We start from the raw sequence: 16,864 nt of genomic DNA, 5'->3' as shown, positions 1-16,864 counted from the left end.
AGCCCGGATCAACGGCGGTCCGTGCCGCGGACGCCACGCTCCGGCGGAGCCGGGGTCGACGGCGGTCCGGTGCCGCGGACGCCGCGTTCCGGCGGCCCATCGTGCGGGGTGCCGGGCGGCGGGCAACCCTGGAGGGGGAGGTGGACATGGAACCCGTCCAGGCACTGGAGCAGATCGCCCTGCTGCTGGAGCGCTCGCTCGCGCCCGCCTACCGGGCCCGCGCCTTCCGCACCGCCACGCGGACCCTGCGCGAGCTGGGTCCGCCGGAGGTCCGGCGGCGGACCGAGGCGGGCACCCTGGAGTCGCTCAAGGGCATCGGCCCCAAGACCGCCCAGGTGGTACGGGAGGCACTGGCCGGACAGGTGCCCGAGTACCTGACGAAGCTGGAGTCGGAGGTCGCCCCCGCGGCACCCGGCGAGGGCGGCGAGGAACTGCGGGCCCTCCTGCGCGGGGACTGCCATCTGCACTCCGACTGGTCGGACGGCGGCAGCCCGATCGAGGAGATGGGCCGGGCCGCGGCCGCGCTCGGCCACGAGTGGGCCGTGCTCACCGACCACTCGCCCCGGCTCGCGGTGGCCCGCGGCCTGTCCGCCGAGCGGCTGCGCGAGCAACTGGACACGGTGGCCGCGCTGAACGAGACCTGGGCGCCCTTCCGGCTGCTCACCGGCATCGAGTGCGACATCCTCGACGACGGCTCCCTCGACCAGGACCCGGAGCTGCTGGCCCGGCTCGGCGTGGTCGTCGTCTCGGTGCACTCCAAGCTGCGCATGGACGCCCGCGCGATGACCCGCCGCATGGTGCGGGCCGTACGGAATCCGCACGCGGACGTCCTCGGGCACTGCACCGGGCGGCTGATCACCGAGCGGGGCCGCCCGGAGTCGCATTTCGACGCGGACGAGGTGTTCGCCGCCTGCGCCGAGTCCGGCACGGCCGTGGAGATCAACAGCAGGCCCGAGCGGCTGGACCCGCCGCGCCGGCTGCTGCGCCGGGCCGTGGCGGCGGGCACGCTGTTCTCGGTCGACACCGACGCGCACGCGCCGGGCCAGCTGGACTGGCAGATCTTCGGCTGCGCGCGGGCCGCGGAGTGCGGGGTTCCCGCCGAGCGGGTGGTCACCACCTGGTCAGCGGATAGACTTCTCACATGGACACGAGGTGACGCACCTCACGCCAAACGGTGACATTCGGCGGAACACTCCGGGGTGGTTGCCCGTTGAACTGACCGTGGGTGCGGGCGGGACAGTGTCCCCGGGCCTCACCTTCACAGCCCGCAGGGAAGATCGTTCGGCTGAAGCCCTGTGGAGCCCTCGCCGAGAGGCGACCGCCGTCCGTGCCCACGACAGAGCCGCCCCGGCCGTGATTCCCCCGTCGCGGCCGGGGCTCTTTACCATCCGCTCTTCCATGCCCCTGGCGGCCGGAGCCGTCGGTCAGCTCTCCGGATCGCCCGCCGCCGCGGGATCGACGTCCTCGCCGACGGTGTAGACGTCCTTGATCTTCACCTCGGACACCCCCCGGCCCTCCGGGAAGACCCGCCGCCAGTCGCCGACCAGGTGCAGCTCGTCGGTGCCCATCGCGCGGACCACGAGCAGGCCCTCCTCGTGCGCCTTGTAGGCCTTCATCCAGAGGTTGGCGAAGGCCTGGGAACGGACGATGTGCATCCAGTCCGGGCGGTACAGCTCCCGGTTGTAGTGGGACTCGCCCATGGTCGAGACGAACTTCGAGTACATCGCCTTGACGTACTCCAGCGTCACCTCGTCGCCCTCGGCGATGGCCCTGTCACGGGCGTCCTTCAGGGCGACCCGGAACTTCTCCAGGAGGTTCTCGGTGGCGCCCGAGGTGAACGACTCGTGGATCTCCGGCGGGTCGCACAGCCCGTACTTCGGCCCGGACAACCGCAGCAACAGCCTCAGGGTGGGCTCGGTGACCCACAGCGGGCCCGGCTCGTCACGGTTGCCGATGGGGTTCGGCAGATCCTCGCCGTGGTCCCAGGCGGGCGGCGTGATCAGGTGGACGCCCGCCCGGCGGCGGTCGTGCTCGAAGCCGGTGGAGTGCTCCAGCTGGCCGATCGGCAGATGTGTCTTCAGCGCCGACAGATAGGCGCCGTTGACGTCGAGCGCCGTCACCTCGTGCGCCCCGGGCGGGAGCGCCGGGCGGGCCCACTTGGGGCGGGCCTCCCAGATCTGGTCCGCGCCGCGCGTGGTCTGCTTGCGCAGGATCTCCGGGATCCAGGGGTGGGCCACCACGTCGTAGCGGCCGCCCTTGCGGGTCTCGTCCAGCAGCGCCATCGCGTCCGGGATGGCCCGCTTGACCAGGGCCGCCGTCGCCGCCTCCAGGTCGCCGCCGTGCTTGGCCAGTGCCGCGGTCACGGCCTCGCCCACGAGGTCGGGCCCGTCGTTTGCCGCGGTGCGCATCCGGCGGCCGACCGGCACGAGCCGGACGGACTTCGGCTGCGCCCGGCCGGACGCCCGGGGGTGCCGCGGGGCGACGGGGTCCGGCTTCGGGGCGGCCGGTGCGGCGGGTGCCTGCTCCTGGGCGGGCTGGGGCGGCGCCGGGGCCGTACCGCAGTCGGCGGGGTCGAGGTGCTGCGGGAACCCGGCGACCTGGTGGCGGGCGGGGGCGCCGCACAGCACACAGGGGCGGGGGGTGGAGAGAGCCTCCACGTCGTCGTCGCCGTCGTCCGGGCCCCCGGCGTCCCGGGGCGTCGCGGGCGCCCGGCCTCGCCCGGCCGGCCCGGCCTCGGACGGGTCGGCGTCGGCGTCGGACTCGCCGGTGTCCTCGGCCGTCGGCGCCGCCGTGGCCGCGCGGGACCGCTCCGCGAGTTTCGTACGGGCCCCCTCCAGGAAGTACGCGTACTTCTCGCGCACCTCCCCGCCCGGGTCACGTCCCGTCTCCCAGCCGGCGACCGTGGACGGGCTGACGCCGAGGGCCTCGGCCAGCTGGGCGCGGGAGACGTTCAGGCCCTCGCGCAGCGGACGGCGTTCACCGGCCGGGGGCAGCGGTACCTCCTGGCGGGCGTTGGCCAGCAGGGCGTCGATCGCGTCGAAGCCGGTCATCGGGTCACCACCCGCGCCGGGCGCCTCGTCCGGGCCGGCGCGGCCACCGACGTCCTCACCCGTGCTCCCAAGTTCCGTGCCACGCCACGCACCCTACCCACTGGCGCGTTCACGGCGCCGCCGCCGGGTACTCGGTCGGCCTGTCCAGAGTGAACGGCCGAGAGGAGCCGACAGTGAGCGGCACAGCGGGCGGCAGGATCGTCGTCACCGGAGCGACCGGAAACGCCGGTACGAGCGTGGTGCGACTGCTCTCGGAGGATCCGCGCGTCGGGTCGGTCCGCGGGCTCGCCCGGCGGCGTCCCGCCTGGTCGCCCGCGAAGACCGAGTGGTCGGCGGTGGACGTCGCGGACGAGGGGGCGGATCTGGCCGGGGAGTTCGCGGGCGCCTCCGCGGTGATCCATCTGGCCTGGGCGTTCCAGCCGACGCACGACCCGGCGGCCACCTGGCGGACCAACGTCCTGGGGTCGATCCGGGTGTTCGACGCGGTGGCGGCGGCGCGGGTGCCGGTGCTGGTGCACGCCTCGTCGGTCGGCGCGTACTCGCCGGGGGCGGAGAACCTCGTGGTCGACGAGTCGTGGCCGACGCACGGGTGGCCGGGCGCCGCGTACTGCCGGGAGAAGGCGTATCTGGAGCGGGCGCTGGACGCGTTCGAGCGGGAGCGTCCCGAGGTGCGGGTCGTGCGGATGCGGCCGGCCTTCCTGTTCAAGCGGGAGGCGGCGAGCGAGCAGCGGCGCATCTTCGGCGGGCGGCTGCTGCCGGGGCCGCTGGCCCGCCCGGGTCTGCTGCCGTTCCTGCCCGACATCCCCGGGCTGCGGGTCCAGGCGCTGCACACCGACGACGCGGCCGAGGCCTACCGGCTGGCGGTGCACCTCGATGTGCGCGGGGCGTTCAACCTGGCGGCGGAGCCGGCCGTGGACGCGGCACTGCTGGGCGAGATGACCGGCACCCGCACGGTGCGGATGTCGCCGACGGCCGTACGCACGGCGATGGCGGCGGCCTGGGGCATCCGGCTGCTGCCCGCCTCGCCGCATCTGTTCGACGCGGTGCTGCGGCTGCCGCTGATGGACTGCACGCGCGCGCGTACCGAGCTGGGCTGGGAGCCGAGTCGCTCGGCCACCGAGGCGGTCGAGGAGTTCCTCGAGGGGCTGCGGCAGGGGGCGGGGGCGGACACGGAGCCGTTGCGGGGGCGCAAGGTGGGGTGAGGGCCCGGCCGGGCCGCTGGTCCCGGGACCGGCGGCCGCTACCCCGACGGCTCGTCGGGGACCGGCTGGTCCGGGTGGGTGCCCGCGCTGTGCGCGCCGCCGCGGCGGCCCGTGCCGGCCTCGTCCGTGTCGGGCACGTCCTCGTCGGCGCCCGGGTCGTCGGGATCGGCGGGAGCGTCCCAGCGGTCCCGGTGCCCTGCCTCCTGGTCCGGCATGTCCCGGGGCGTGGGCGTGCCGTCGCCGCCCGGCGTCTGGTCCCGGTGATCGTCCATGACCTGCTCCTTTCGCCCGGAGTGCGCCCGGAGTGTGTGTTCCCCGACACGTTCTCGCGGGTACCGCGACGCGCGCCGGGCGAAACTCCGGGGCGGCTCAAGGGCCCTTCTGCTGGATCTCCGTGGGAGAAGGAGCGGCGTCCGGTGCGGGCGATCGGTGTGCGGTGCGGAGGGTCATGTGGCGAAGCCGCCACCTGTCCCTTCGCGCCGTGCGGCTGGGGGCAGCTCCCGCGCCCTTGGGGCAGGGGAGAGTGCGTGCCGGGCGTCGCGACGCCGCGGAGATCCGTCAGAAGGGCCCTAGTGCAGGGCGCGCTCCTCCAGGGCCGCGCGCCAGGCCGGTGCGGGCTCCTCGGGGGTGGGCTCCTGGCGGCGGCCGCCACGGGCGAAGAAGTCGGCCAGGGGCAGGATCGCGGCGCCGACGGTGACCGCGTCCGGGCCGAGGCGGCCGAGGTCGACGGTGACCTTCTCGGCCGGGTGGCGCAGGGCGTAGGAGACGGCGTGCCGGCGTACCGCGGGCAGGATGTGCGGGCCGAGCTGGAGGCCCGCCCAGCCGCCGATGAGGATGCGCTCGGGCTGGAAGAGGTTGATCAGGTCGGACAGTCCGGCGCCGAGGTACTCGGCGGTCTCCTCCAGCACGGCGAGGGCGACCGGGTCGGGCTCGGCGCCGGCCTCGGGGTAGCCGACGGCGAGCATGGCGGTGAGGGCGGTCTCCTCGTCGGTGCCCTCGGGCGGCTGCCCGCCCGCCTCGCGCCAGCGTTCGAGGAGCGACTCGGCGCCGGCGTAGGCCTCCAGGCAGCCGAGCGCGCCGCAGCGGCAGCGGCGGCCGCGGACCCGCACCGTCAGATGCCCCCATTCGACGGCCCGGCCGTGCTCCACCTCGGGGGTGACGATGCAGGCACCGACGCCCGAGCCGAAGAGGACCACGACGGCGTTGCGGGCGCCGCGGCCGCCGCCGAACCACATCTCGGCCTGGCCGAGGGTGCGGGCGCCGTTGTCGATGAAGAACGGGACGGGGTCGGGCAGGCGCCGGCCCTCGCGCAGCAGCGCCTCCAGGGGGACGGCGTTCCAGCCGATGGTCTGGCCGTGCACGACGGCGCCCCGCGCGGACGTGTGCTCGACGATGCCGGGGACGCCGATGCCGACGCCGAGGAGCCTGTCGGCGGCGATGCCGGCGGCGGTGAGGACCTCGTCGATGCCGTCGCGGATGTGCCCGGCGACCACGGCGGCGTCGTAGTGCTGGGGAACCAGCGGGCGCTCGGTGCGGGCCAGTTCGGTGAGGGTGAGGTCGAACAGCTCGACGCGCACCCGGGTCTCGCCGACGTCCACGCCGATCATGTGGCCGCTGCCGGGGGCCACGCGCAGCAGGGTTCGCGGGCGGCCGCCGTCGGAGTCGACGCTGCCGGCCTCCTCGACCAGTCCGTCGGCCACCAGGTCGGCGACGACGTTGCTCACCGAGCCGGAGCTCAGTCCGGTGGCCGGGCCGAGCTCGAAGCGGCTGAGCGGTCCGTCGAAGTAGAGCCGTTGCAGTACGGCCGTGCGGTTGGCCCGCCTCAGATCGCGTACCGTACGCCCGTTCCGCCCCGCCATGTGGCTCCCTTCGCCCCCTGCCCGACCTGCAACATACCTCTGTGACCGGGCTGGACGCGATATCCACCGGCCCTTAATTCACGTACTGAGCGAAGCGCGCTCCGAACCCCGGGACGCCGGCTCGCGCCGTCCGCGCACCCATGGGCGCCACGAACCGGGCGAGGGTATCGCGCACCGGCGGGCGGGGCTCGCACGGACGGCCCGGACCCGGACCGGGGGGACCACGGCGAATTCGGTTGGACCAGGCCACTCCGGCTGCCTACCCTAGGAGTGTTCCTAAAAGCTTTAGGTTTCTGGAGGCGGCCACCATGAGGGCACTCACCGAGCACGACATCCGCGACTCGTTCGTCAACTGCTCCAAGGGCGAGGCGAAGCGACTCGCGGTGCCGCGCGACCTCGACGAGCGCCCCTGGGACGACCTGGACTTCCTCGGCTGGCGGGACCCGGGGGCGCCGGACCGGAGCTATCTGGTGACCGAGCGCGAGGGACGACCGGCCGGCGTCGCGCTGCGCTACCCGCCCTCCCGGCACGGATTCCTGCACCGCAGCATGTGCTCGCTGTGCCTGACCACCCACCCGGGCGGCGGCGTGTCCCTGATGACCGCGCGCAAGGCGGGCACGGCGGGCCGCGAGGGCAACTCGGTCGGGCTGTACATGTGCACCGATCTCGCGTGCTCGCTGTACGTCCGGGGCAAGAAGGCGTCCCAGCCCGGCGGCCGCTTCCAGGAGAGCCTGACGGTGGAGGAGCAGATCGCCCGTACCGCCGGACATCTCTCCGCTTTCTTGGACAAGCTGTACACCTGAGGGGCGTTCATGAGGCGGCCCGACGGGGAACAGCCACAAGGATGCGCGTGGTACGTGAGTTGCCCGAGCCCCTCGTGCGCATGGCGAGGCGGCACAATGAACCCTTGGTCGTGCAGGCGGTGCGGTCGACCGCCGCGGCCACGATCGCCTACGTCATCGCCCTGCATCTGAGCCCCGAGGACGCGCCCCCGCTCACCGCGCCCCTCACCGCGCTCCTGGTCGTCCAGGTCACCCTCTACGCCACCCTCACCAACGGCATCCGCCGGGTGAACTCCGTGGTCGCGGGCGTGCTGGTGGCCATCGCGTTCAGCCTCCTGGTGGGGCTGACCTGGTGGAGCCTGGCGCTGCTGATCGTGGCCTCGCTGGCCGTGGGCCATCTGGTGCGGGTCGACGAGTACGTCCCGGAGGTGGCGATCAGCGCCATGCTGGTGCTGGGCGTCACCGCGGTCGGGGACACCGCCTGGGCGCGGGTCCTGGAGACCCTGATCGGCGCGGTGGTGGGGATGGCCGTCAACGTGCTGCTGCCGCCACCGGTGTGGGTGGGCGAGGCGGGCGAGTCCATCGAGGACCTGGCCCGCCGTGTGCGGCAGCTGATGCTGCGCATCGGCGAGGAGGCCTCCGGCCGCACCCCGCACGCCCGCGCGGCGGCCCGGCTGCACGAGGCGCGGCGGCTGGACCACGACATCGTCGGGGTGGACGCGGCCCTGCGGCAGGCCGAGGACAGCCTGCGGCTGAACCCGCGCGTGCGCGAGGGACTGCTGTACCGCATCGTGCTGCGCACCGGGTTGGACACACTGGAAATCTGCACGGTCGTGCTGCGGGTGCTGGCCCGCACGCTCACCGACCTCGCCAAGGAGCGCGAGCCCGAGCCGCTGTTCCGGGAGGAGACCGGAGCCGTCCTGGAGCAGCTGCTGTCCGAGATCGCCGACGCGGTGGTCAGCTTCGCGGTGCTGGTCACCACCCATGTGAGCGTGAGCGCCGAGTCCGCCGAGGCCCGGCTCACCGCCGAACTGCGCCAGGCCGGCACCACCCGCGACAAGCTGGCGGCGCTGCTGCTGGAGGACGTGCGCGAGGACGCCGAGCAGTGGCAGCTGCGCGGGGCCGTGCTGACCGAGGTCAACCGCATCCTCGACGAGATGGACACCGAGCACCGTTCGCGCCGGCTGCTGGAGGAACTCGACCGCTGCGCGACCGAGCAGCGGGAGCGGATGCCCTGGCTGGCCTCGCTGCGCGAGCGCAGGCGGCTGCTGCGGCGGAAGTGGCTGGGCAGGCTGCGGCGGAACCGGGCGACGGGCGGCAGGCGTTCTTCCTGAGGAACGTGCCCGGCCGTCGCGCGGACGGACCGGGCCAACGAACCGGGCTGGCGGTCCGGGCCGCGGACCGGGCTCGCGAGCCGGGGTTCCGGCACAGGAGGGGGCGTACATGAGCGTGCGGATCGACGGGAACACGCTGCGACTGCCGGGCGGAGTGGCGGTGCGGTTCTTCCGTACCCTGCGGCTGCCCGAGAAGGGCACGCATCCGTTGCCCCCGGGGATCGGCGAGTTCCCGCTGCGCCGTGTCACCGACTACCCGGACACCGCGCCCGCCGAGTGGCTCGCGCGCGGCGGTGTGATGCTGCCGGTGTATCTGCGCGAGGCGATGTGGCTGAGCTTCGCCGGGACCACCGGGCCGGCCGCGCTCCAGGTCGGGGTGGGCAAGGTCTGCGCGGTCTCCGGCAAGCCGTGGAGCGACCGGCTGCGGCGGGACCCGCAGAACTACCTCGTGCTGCCGCGCCAGCCCTGGCTGGACGGCATCAACTCCGGCAAGGGCACGGTCCGCCAGTTCGTCGCCGTACCGCTGGGGCTGGGGGCGACCGTGGAGGGGCAGGTCACCGGCGAGGAGTCGTGGGGCGGGGTGCAGCTGCGGTCGTTCCCGCTGACCGAGGAGGCGGCGGCCGCCTGGCGGGAACAGCAGCGGCTCCTCGCGCAGCGGCCTCCGCTCGCCCCGCCCGCGTACGGCGCCGCCGGTTTCGCCCCGCCGCCCGCCCCGGGCGCGGCGCCCGCCCCCGCGGGGGCCCGGCCGCGGAGCACGGCGATGGGCCTCGGCGTGGGCGGGTCGATGCGGCAGGAGGTCTACCGGGACGACCGTCCGGCGACGGACTGGGACGCCGAGGCCTCGGGCCGGGTCTTCGTGCATCTGGTCACGCCTCCGGAGTGGCGCCGCATCACCGGCGAGCAGCCGCCGCCCTCCCCCGTGGACCGGGCCGCCTACACGCGCGCGGGGCTGCCCTGGTTCGACTACTACGACGACGAGGCCGACGACCTGGCGCCCACCGACACCCTCGCCGCCGTCAAGCCGGTCGGGGACTGGCTGGGCGAGGACCACGAACCCTGGCAGCCGCCCGCCCCGCACCAGGTGAAGCAATTGGGCGACGCCCCCGGGCAGCCGGTGCGGGACGGCGACTGGTGACGGACCCGGTTTTGCCCCGGGGCCCCCGGCAGGCCAAGGTGGCTGTCACCTTCTGAGACGGGCGAGGTGCGGGCATGGGCAGCGGCAGGGCCGGGAGCTGGAGCAGGCGGCGTTTCGTGGCGGCCGCCGCGGCGGCCCTGCCGCTGACCGCATGCGGAACCGGGTCGCCGCCGGGGAGCGCACCGTCCGCGAGCCCGCCCCCGGCCGACTCGCCGGGGAGCCGTACGCCCTCGCCCCGTCCGTCGTCGCGGGAGTCCGGGGCGTCCGGCCCCCGCCCGCTGTACCTCGGCACGTACACCTCTGCGGAGGGCGGCGGCCGGGGCGTCGGCCTGGCCTCGTACGACCCGAGGACCGGCCGGGTCGGTCCGGTCGGCCTGCTCGCGGAGGTCGCCGACCCGTCGTATCTCGCCGTGCATCCGGACGGGCGGACGCTGTACGCGGTCAGCGAGCGCGAGGAGGGTGCCGTGACGGCCGTACGGCTCGCCGACCGCAAGGTGCTGGGCAGCCGCGGCACGGGTGGGGCGGGGCCCTGCCAGGTGTCGGTGCATCCGGACGGGCGCTGGCTGCTGAGCGCGAACTACGCGTCGGGCAGTGTGGCCGTGCATCCGATCGAGGCCTCGGGTGCGATCGGTGAGCGTACGGACGTCGTCACGCACTCCCGTCCCGCGCCCGGCCCCGGGCAGCAGGGCCCGCACGCGCACCAGTTCGTGACCGGGCCCGACCCGTCGACGGTCCTGGCCGTGGACCTCGGCACGGACACGGTCTACAGCTACCGCCTCGATCCGCGCGGGGGCACCCTGGAGGAGACCGGCCGGGCGCGCACCAGGGCCGGAGCCGGGCCGCGTCATCTGACGTTCCATCCCGGCGGCGCGTACGCCTATCTGGCCAACGAGACCGACAACACCGTGGCCGTCTGCGCCTGGGACGGGGCGAACGGGCGGCTGACCGTGGGCGATCCGCAGCCCACGGGGACGGGAGCGGGCACGAGCTATCCGGCGCAGTTCGCGGTCACGGCGGACGGCGCCTTCGCCTATCTCGCCAACCGCGGCCACAACAGCGTGACCCGCTACGCCGTGGAGGAGGCGGGGGCCCGGCTCAGGCTGCTGGACACGGTGCCGGTGGACGGGGACTTCCCGCGGCATCTCGCCCTGTCGCCGGACGGGCGGCTGCTGTTCACGGCGAACCAGCGGTCGTCGACGGTGAGCGTGTTCCGGGTGGACGCGTCGAGCGGCGGACTGCGGCTCGCGGGGCGGCCGTTCGCGTCACCGGTCGCGGTCTGCGCGCTGCCGCTGTAGGGCGCGGGGGCAGGCGGCGGCAGCGGCCTGCCCGAGCAGCACATGCACCCGCTCGGTGAGCTGGGCGACGGTGTCGGCGGGAGCGTGGAAGGGCAGGCGTACGTCGCCGTGGGCGCGGGCGCGTTCGATGCGCAGGGTGAGGCCGTGCCGGTCGACGGCGAGGGGGCGGACCCGGACGGCGCCGTGCAGGCTGTCGGGTTCCACGAGCCGGGTGAGCCGCTCGACGGCGTCGGGGTGGGCGTCGGCGAGGTGGGTGAGCAGCTGCGCCTCGGCGGCGGCCAGCGGGTCGGGCGCGGCGGCGGTGAACTCGTCGAGATCGACCAGTTCCGCCCCGGACGTGCGGCGCAGCACCACGCGAGTGGGCCGCAGCGCGAGGCCCTCGCCCTCGGCGGAGAACCAGCCGGCGACCCAGAGCCGGGCCCGGATGCGGCTGCGCAGCGGGACGGGGGCCACGTCGGCGAACTCCAGCACGGCGGACGGCTCGCCTCGAGGGGCGAAGATCGCGGCCCTGAGCAGCGCGCTGTCCTCGGGGACCCGGAGGTGTACCCGGCCGTCCTCACCGACGGTGTGCGCGCCGACGAGCTCCTCACGGCCGCCGTCCGCGGTCACCGCGCAGGACCAGGCCGCGGCGAGCACCGACCGGGCCTGCTCCGCCGCGCCGGGCACGGCCGTCCAGGTGTGGCTGTCACCCATCCGTACATCCTCCTTATTAGGTAAGGCTCACCTAACCTATCGGAGTTCACGTCCGCCGCCAAGCAGGGATCACACGGGGCAGTGGGCGCCGCCCCCTCCCGGGGGCGCGGGGAACCGCGCGACCAGCCCACCACAACCCGCACCCGCACCCACTCCCGCTGCGAAACCGCCGCCGACAGCAGCTGCGGCAGGCCGCGCCACCCGGCGGACCGCCGTCCGGGCGAACTCACCGCCGCGGCTCAGTCGCCCACGACACCCAGCAGCGCCCGCGCGCACAGGTCGCGCACCTGTTCCCGGGTCAGCTCCGAGCCGCGCAGCCACTCCAGACAGACGGCCGTGAGGAAGGCGAGCCAGCCGCGCACCGCGAGCGGCAGGTCGGGGCGGCCGGCGAAACCGGGCCCGAACTCGGGGTCGGCGGCCAGGGCCGCGAGGATCTGCCTCTCCTGCGCGGCGAGGGCTCGGCGGTGGACACGGCGTACGGCCTGGTCGCCGGCCGCCTCCGCGCGATGGAAGGCGCGAAAGCCGTGGGCATGGGTCTCCACGTACTCCAGCAGGACGTCCAGCCCCGCGTTCAGCTGCCCGCGCACGGGGACACCGGGCACCGCCTCGGTCATCCGGAGCATGCGTTCGCTCTCGCGCTCCACGACGGCTGCGAAGAAGTCCCGTTTGGTCGGGAAGTAGTGGTACAGCAAGCCCCGGGAGACACCGGCGATCTCGGCGACCTGCTCGATCCACACCTCGTCGAACGGACTCTCCGAGAACAGCTTCGCACCGACCGACAGCAGCTGCTCACGGCGCTCCTCGGTGCTGAGCCGGCGGCGTGTGCGCCCACCCTGGTTCGCGGCCATGCGCGCACTCTACTTGACGCGGATTCAACAAGGGACCGAGACTGTGGCCGTTGTTGAACCCACGTACAACACTGGCCCAACGCGCCGGTGGGTCAAGGGAGATCACGTCATGGCGGAGACGACACCGGACGGGCTGCCGAGCGGATTCCGCAGCGCCGAGCACGGCTGGCCGCAGCTGCACCGCATCCCGCACCCGCCGCGCCGGCTGCCGCTGCTGGGCGATGTGATCGGCGCCAGCCGGCACACCCCGGTCCAGGACTCGCTGCGCTACGCCCGTGAGCTGGGACCGGTCTTCCGGCGGCGGATCTTCGGCCGGGAGTTCGTGTTCGTGTGGGGCGCGGACCTGGTCGCCGACCTGGCGGACGAGTCACGGTTCGCCAAGCACGTGGGCCTCGGCATCGCCAATCTGCGGCCGGTCGCCGGGGACGGGCTGTTCACCGCGTACAACCACGAGCCCAACTGGCAGTTGGCGCACGACGTGCTGGCACCCGGCTTCAGCCGGGAGGCGATGGCGGGCTACCACCCGATGATGCTGGACGTGGCCCGGCGGCTGACCGACCACTGGGACACCGCCGCCGGCGCGGGACGGTCCGTGGACGTGCCCGGGGACATGACCAAGCTGACACTGGAGACGATCGCCCGCACCGGCTTCGGCCATGACTTCGGCTCCTTCGAGCGCGACCGCCCGCATCCCTTCGTCAACGCCATGGTCGGCACGCTCAGCTACGCCCAGCGGCTCAACACCGTCCCCTCGGCACTGCTGCTGCGCCGGGCCTCGCGGCGGAACACGGCCGACATCTCCTACATGGAGCGCACGGTCGACCGGCTCGTCGCGGAGCGGCGCGCCTCGGGCGAGACCGGCGGCGGCGATCTGCTGGACCTGATGCTGCGCACCGCCCACCCCGAGACCGGGGAGAAGCTGTCCGCGGAGAACGTCCGCCGCCAGGTGATCACCTTCCTGGTGGCGGGCCACGAGACCACCTCCGGCGCGCTCTCCTTCGCCCTGCACTATCTGGCCCTGCATCCCGAGGCCGCCGCCCGCGCCCGTGCCGAGGTCGACCGGGTGTGGGGCGACGCGGACACCCCGGGATACGAGCAGGTGGCCAAACTCCGTTATGTGCGACGGGTGCTGGACGAGTCGCTGCGGCTGTGGCCGACGGCGCCCGCGTTCGCCCGCGAGGCACGGGAGGACACCGTCCTCGCCGGGACGCATCCGATGCGGCGGGGCGCCTGGGCGCTGGTCCTGATCGCCTCGCTGCACCGCGACCCCGAGGTGTGGGGTCCGGAGCCCGAGCGCTTCGACCCGGACCGCTTCGACGCGGCCGCCGTACGGGCCCGGCCGCCGCACGCCTTCAAACCGTTCGGCACTGGCGCGCGGGCCTGCATCGGGCGGCAGTTCGCGCTGCACGAGGCCACGCTGGTGCTCGGACTACTGCTGCGCCGCTACGAGTTGGAGTCCGACCCGGAGTACCGGCTGCGGGTGGCCGAGCGGCTCACCCTGATGCCGGAGGGGCTGCGGATGCGACTGCGGCGGCGCGGGGCCCCGGCGGCCGGACGCAGGCCCGCCGGAGCGCGAACTCACCGCTGAGTCCCCGGCCTTGTGGGGGTCTCCTCATCCGGACGAAAACAACGTCGGCTAGGACTGTGGGGAGGGCCCGTCCGACGGGCCCCGGCAGCCGAGCCGACGCGGGAAGCCCACGGGTCGAGGAGAGACGTCATGTGCAGCCACCAGCCGCAGTGCCCCACCGCCGACAGCCCTCGTCATGACGGCGCGGCCGTCGTCACGGCCCGTCCCGAGCAGGGCTGGAGCCTGCTGTGCAACGGGACGATCGTCTTCGACGACACCGGTGAACTCCTGCCGGACGGACGCGTGGTGGACCCGCACCGCGCTCCCGGGGCGATGGCCGCGGCCGCCTGAGACGCCCTCGGCCAGCCCCGGTTCCGCTCGGCGGCGGCCCGGGCGTTGCCGGTGAGGAGGCCCCGCACAAAGGTCTCCGGGCCTCGCTCGTCAGGGCCTCGATGTAGCTGCGACGGGCCGGCAGCGAGCGCGTCGCGTGCTCCAGGCCCTCGGGGGTGGTGGCCTCCACCGCGTGGGGGGGGCGTGCTGGAGCCCGCGACGGCCCCCAGCGGACGCCGTTCCAGGGTTTCAGGCCCTCGGCGGCCAGTTCGGGGAAGATCCAGCGGTTGCCCGCGTCGGCCGCGGCGTCCAGCACGGCCCGGCCCACGGCCACGTGGTCGGGCGTGCTCCGGGCGACGCCGCCCCAGGTGTCCCGGTGGTTGAGGGTGATCACCGGTTCCGGCCGGTGGCGGCGGATCGCGGCGGCGATGTCCCGGCGCAGCGCCGTGCCGTACTCGATCACACCGTGCTTGTGGGCCAGGAACTCGCCCCCTCCGGACACCGACCGCCTCCGCACCGGCCCGCTGCTCCCGCTCGCGCAGCGGGGCGCACTTCTCCGGGTCCAGACCGTCGATGCCAGCCTCGCCGCGCGTGGCGAGCACATAGGCGACCTCGCGACCGGCGGCGGTCCACTGGGCCATGGCCGCCGAGCAGCCGTACTAGAGGTCGTCGGGGTGGGCCACCACCGCCAGAGCGCGCTGCCGGTCCTCGGGCAGGGGCCGGAGCTGGGCGATCTCTGTCATGACCGGCGGCGTAGCCGGGCGGGTGAACTGCCGCGTTCCGTCGGCCGGTTCGCGGCGGCGTGCCGCGGGGTTCCCCCGGACGGGCGGGGAAGGGGCGTGTCCCGCGCCGCGGCGCGGGTGGAACACGCGCCCGGGGTCACGCCTCGTCCCGTACCAGCGCCAGCAGCCGGTCCAGGACGCGCGGGCCGCCCGCCCGGACCCCGTCGTGCTCGAACTCGTCCGTCACCCAGGTGCGCAGGCCGCGGATCGCGCGGGCCGTCTCCAGGGAGTGGGCCGTGTCGACGTACATGTCGTCGTGGTAGACCGCGGCGGCGACGGACACCTCGTTGGCGGCCAGCCGGGACGGGTCGTACAGCGGCTTCCAGTCGGTGCGCGCGGCGAGGAGCGCGGCCGTCTCGCGCAGGGGGCGCAGGGCCGGGTCGCAGTCGAACATCCAGGGGTGGATGGTCTCGCCGGTGAACAGCAGGGGGCCGTCGCCGGTCAGTGTCTTGGCGGCGTCGAACTGCGGGAACTCGGCCCGCACACGTTCGGCCGACCAGGCGGTGGGGCGGGCGTCCTGGCCGTAGATGGCCTCGTGGACGAGCGCGTACAGCGGGTGGCCGGCGAACGACAGCAGGCCCTGGACCTCCTCCTGGAAGGCGTCGGAGAGGGCAGGGCCCTGCGGGGTGGGCACGAAGGCGTGCTCCAGCAGGAAGTGGAGCCGGTGGCTGCCGTCGCCGCCGCCGAGGAGGATGCCGAGGGACTGGAAGGCCTCGACGGTGAGCAGATAGCCGTTCGGCAGGCGCACCTCGTGCTGGAGGAGGTGGTCGGCGATACGGCGGGCGCGCTCGGCGTCCTGCGGGTAGCGGGCGTAGTGCGCGGCGACCTTGCGTTCGATGCGCGGGTAGGCGGCGCGGTAGACGTCGTCGGCGTGGGCGTGCAGGGAGGGCAGGCCGCCGGCGACGAGGGCGGCGGTCAGGCCCTCGGGGGCGGTCGACAGGTAGTTCACCGTGCAGAAGCCGCCGAAGCTCTGGCCGAGGACGGTCCACCGGGCGCCGCCGGTCACCTGCGGCCGGACGACCTCGCAGTCGCGCACGATCGAGTCGGCGCGGAAGTGGGTGAGGTAGTCGGCCTGCTCGGCGGGGCCGCCGCGCAGCGGCAGCGTCTGACGGCTCGCGGGCGTGGAGTGGCCGGTGCCGCGCTGGTCCAGCAGGAGGACTCGGTACTCCTTCAGGGCGCGGCCGAGCCAGGCCGGGCGGCCGATGAAACGGTTCGCGCCGAAGCCGGGGCCGCCCTGGAGGTAGACCAGCCACGGCAGGTCCTGCCGCTCCTTGTCGCTCGCCACGACCTCACGGGCGTACAGCTCGATCGTCTCCCCCGCCGGGTCGGCGTGGTCGAGCGGCACGGTGAAGCGGCGGTCGGTGAGGACGACGCCGGGCTGGCGGTAGCTGACGGTCAACGGTGCTCCCGGTGCGGTCGGAGTGCGGGTCGGGCCCCCGGGCGGTCCCCGGGTCGCGTCCCAGTTCAGCACATGGGAACGCGCTTGCCGACCCCGGGGATCATGAGGCTCTACTGAACCGCCGCTCAGCGGGTTGACGGGCTGGAGCGGCAAGAGGTGTCGGCCGCGCGGGCGCTCGCGGAAGCGGCACCCGCCGCGCGAGCCCGCCCGGGTCCGCCGCCCACTAACCTGCAACCGTCCGACGCTGCGGGCCAAGGTGGGCATCTCCGGCGCCAACTTCATGGTCGCCGAGACCGGCACGATCGTCCTCGACGGCTCGCCCGACCAGGGGCGGCGCCGGATCTCCCTGACCCCCGACCACCACATCTGTGTCGTCCGGGTCCCCGGGCAGGTCGTCGCGTCCGTGCCGCAGGCGCTCGAACGGCTCGATCCCTGCGGCCGTTGACCTGGATCTCCGGGTCGTCCGCGACGAGCGACATCGAACTGGACCGGGTGGAGGGCGTACACGGCCCGCGCACGCTGGAAGTCGTGCTGGCTGGGGAATAGGGCGTGTTTCGAAAGCCCCGCCGCGGGGCGGACGGGACTTTC

General features: G+C 74.4%; 14 protein-coding genes and 2 pseudogenes. 9 read left to right on the top strand and 7 right to left on the bottom strand.

Annotation, left to right across the window (positions count from 1 at the left end; genetic code table 11):
- Positions 1-146: 146 nt before the first annotated feature.
- A complete protein-coding gene (locus tag ACFYR0_RS08395) occupies positions 147-1,178 on the top strand; it encodes a PHP domain-containing protein (protein WP_389323278.1) in 1,032 nt (343 codons plus the stop codon).
- A gap of 246 nt (positions 1,179-1,424) precedes the next feature.
- On the opposite strand, the gene ACFYR0_RS08390 is transcribed toward ACFYR0_RS08395, so the two are convergent.
- A complete protein-coding gene (locus ACFYR0_RS08390) occupies positions 1,425-3,050 on the bottom strand; it encodes a helix-turn-helix domain-containing protein (protein ID WP_389323275.1) in 1,626 nt (541 codons plus the stop codon).
- A 173-nt stretch (positions 3,051-3,223) separates the two neighbouring features.
- Between ACFYR0_RS08390 and ACFYR0_RS08385 the strand changes: the two genes are divergently transcribed.
- Positions 3,224-4,252, top strand: a complete 1,029-nt coding sequence (locus tag ACFYR0_RS08385) for an SDR family oxidoreductase (RefSeq protein WP_389323272.1) — start codon at positions 3,224-3,226, stop codon at positions 4,250-4,252.
- A gap of 38 nt (positions 4,253-4,290) precedes the next feature.
- On the opposite strand, the gene ACFYR0_RS08380 is transcribed toward ACFYR0_RS08385, so the two are convergent.
- Together ACFYR0_RS08380 and ACFYR0_RS08375 are read right to left on the bottom strand one after the other, a co-directional pair.
- Entirely contained in the window at positions 4,291-4,524 is a 234-nt protein-coding gene (locus ACFYR0_RS08380; protein ID WP_389323269.1) for a hypothetical protein, read from the bottom strand.
- Between the two features lie 297 nt (positions 4,525-4,821).
- The gene (locus ACFYR0_RS08375) at positions 4,822-6,111 is read right to left on the bottom strand and encodes an ROK family protein (RefSeq protein WP_389323266.1); all 1,290 of its coding nucleotides are present in this window, start codon (positions 6,109-6,111) and stop codon (positions 4,822-4,824) included.
- Between the two features lie 308 nt (positions 6,112-6,419).
- Here ACFYR0_RS08375 and ACFYR0_RS08370 point away from each other — a divergent pair, with 308 nt between their 5' ends.
- The 4 genes from ACFYR0_RS08370 (at position 6,420) to ACFYR0_RS08355 (ending at position 10,657) form a co-directional block, all read left to right on the top strand.
- Positions 6,420-6,914 (top strand): FBP domain-containing protein, encoded by a 495-nt coding sequence (locus tag ACFYR0_RS08370; RefSeq protein ID WP_389323264.1) that lies wholly within the window; start codon positions 6,420-6,422, stop codon positions 6,912-6,914.
- Between the two features lie 41 nt (positions 6,915-6,955).
- A complete protein-coding gene (locus ACFYR0_RS08365) occupies positions 6,956-8,227 on the top strand; it encodes an aromatic acid exporter family protein (RefSeq protein ID WP_389323261.1) in 1,272 nt (423 codons plus the stop codon).
- 109 nt (positions 8,228-8,336) lie between these two features.
- Entirely contained in the window at positions 8,337-9,362 is a 1,026-nt protein-coding gene (locus ACFYR0_RS08360; protein ID WP_389323258.1) for a hypothetical protein, read from the top strand.
- 74 nt (positions 9,363-9,436) lie between these two features.
- A complete protein-coding gene (locus tag ACFYR0_RS08355) occupies positions 9,437-10,657 on the top strand; it encodes a lactonase family protein (protein ID WP_389323255.1) in 1,221 nt (406 codons plus the stop codon).
- On the opposite strand, the gene ACFYR0_RS08350 is transcribed toward ACFYR0_RS08355, so the two are convergent.
- Positions 10,625-11,350: a DUF2470 domain-containing protein gene (locus ACFYR0_RS08350; protein WP_389323252.1), complete on the bottom strand. Its 726-nt coding sequence runs from the start codon at positions 11,348-11,350 to the stop codon at positions 10,625-10,627. The two genes, ACFYR0_RS08355 and ACFYR0_RS08350, sit on opposite strands and share 33 nt — an antisense overlap.
- A gap of 239 nt (positions 11,351-11,589) precedes the next feature.
- Positions 11,590-12,198, bottom strand: a complete 609-nt coding sequence (locus ACFYR0_RS08345) for a TetR/AcrR family transcriptional regulator (RefSeq protein ID WP_389323249.1) — start codon at positions 12,196-12,198, stop codon at positions 11,590-11,592.
- Between the two features lie 109 nt (positions 12,199-12,307).
- On the opposite strand from ACFYR0_RS08345, the gene ACFYR0_RS08340 reads away from it, so the two are divergent.
- Together ACFYR0_RS08340 and ACFYR0_RS08335 are read left to right on the top strand one after the other, a co-directional pair.
- Complete coding sequence (locus ACFYR0_RS08340) at positions 12,308-13,786, top strand: cytochrome P450 (protein WP_389323246.1); 1,479 nt, start codon at positions 12,308-12,310, stop codon at positions 13,784-13,786.
- A 129-nt stretch (positions 13,787-13,915) separates the two neighbouring features.
- Positions 13,916-14,116: a DUF5999 family protein gene (locus ACFYR0_RS08335; protein WP_386380035.1), complete on the top strand. Its 201-nt coding sequence runs from the start codon at positions 13,916-13,918 to the stop codon at positions 14,114-14,116.
- An 8-nt stretch (positions 14,117-14,124) separates the two neighbouring features.
- Here ACFYR0_RS08335 and ACFYR0_RS08330 read toward each other — a convergent pair.
- Together ACFYR0_RS08330 and ACFYR0_RS08325 are read right to left on the bottom strand one after the other, a co-directional pair.
- Positions 14,125-14,838 (bottom strand): annotated as a pseudogene (locus ACFYR0_RS08330) (PIG-L deacetylase family protein); the annotation flags it as partial.
- A gap of 136 nt (positions 14,839-14,974) precedes the next feature.
- Complete coding sequence (locus ACFYR0_RS08325; protein ID WP_389323242.1) at positions 14,975-16,276, bottom strand: alpha/beta fold hydrolase; 1,302 nt, start codon at positions 16,274-16,276, stop codon at positions 14,975-14,977.
- A gap of 283 nt (positions 16,277-16,559) precedes the next feature.
- Here ACFYR0_RS08325 and ACFYR0_RS08320 point away from each other — a divergent pair.
- Positions 16,560-16,822: pseudogene (locus ACFYR0_RS08320) on the top strand (lactate utilization protein C); the annotation flags it as partial.
- Positions 16,823-16,864: the final 42 nt, after the last annotated feature.

This window comes from Streptomyces sp. NPDC005017, assembly GCF_042873115.1.
Taxonomy (GTDB): domain Bacteria; phylum Actinomycetota; class Actinomycetes; order Streptomycetales; family Streptomycetaceae; genus Streptomyces.
Note: the sequence above shows the minus strand (reverse complement) of the source record. Positions and strands in the feature narration are given on the sequence as shown.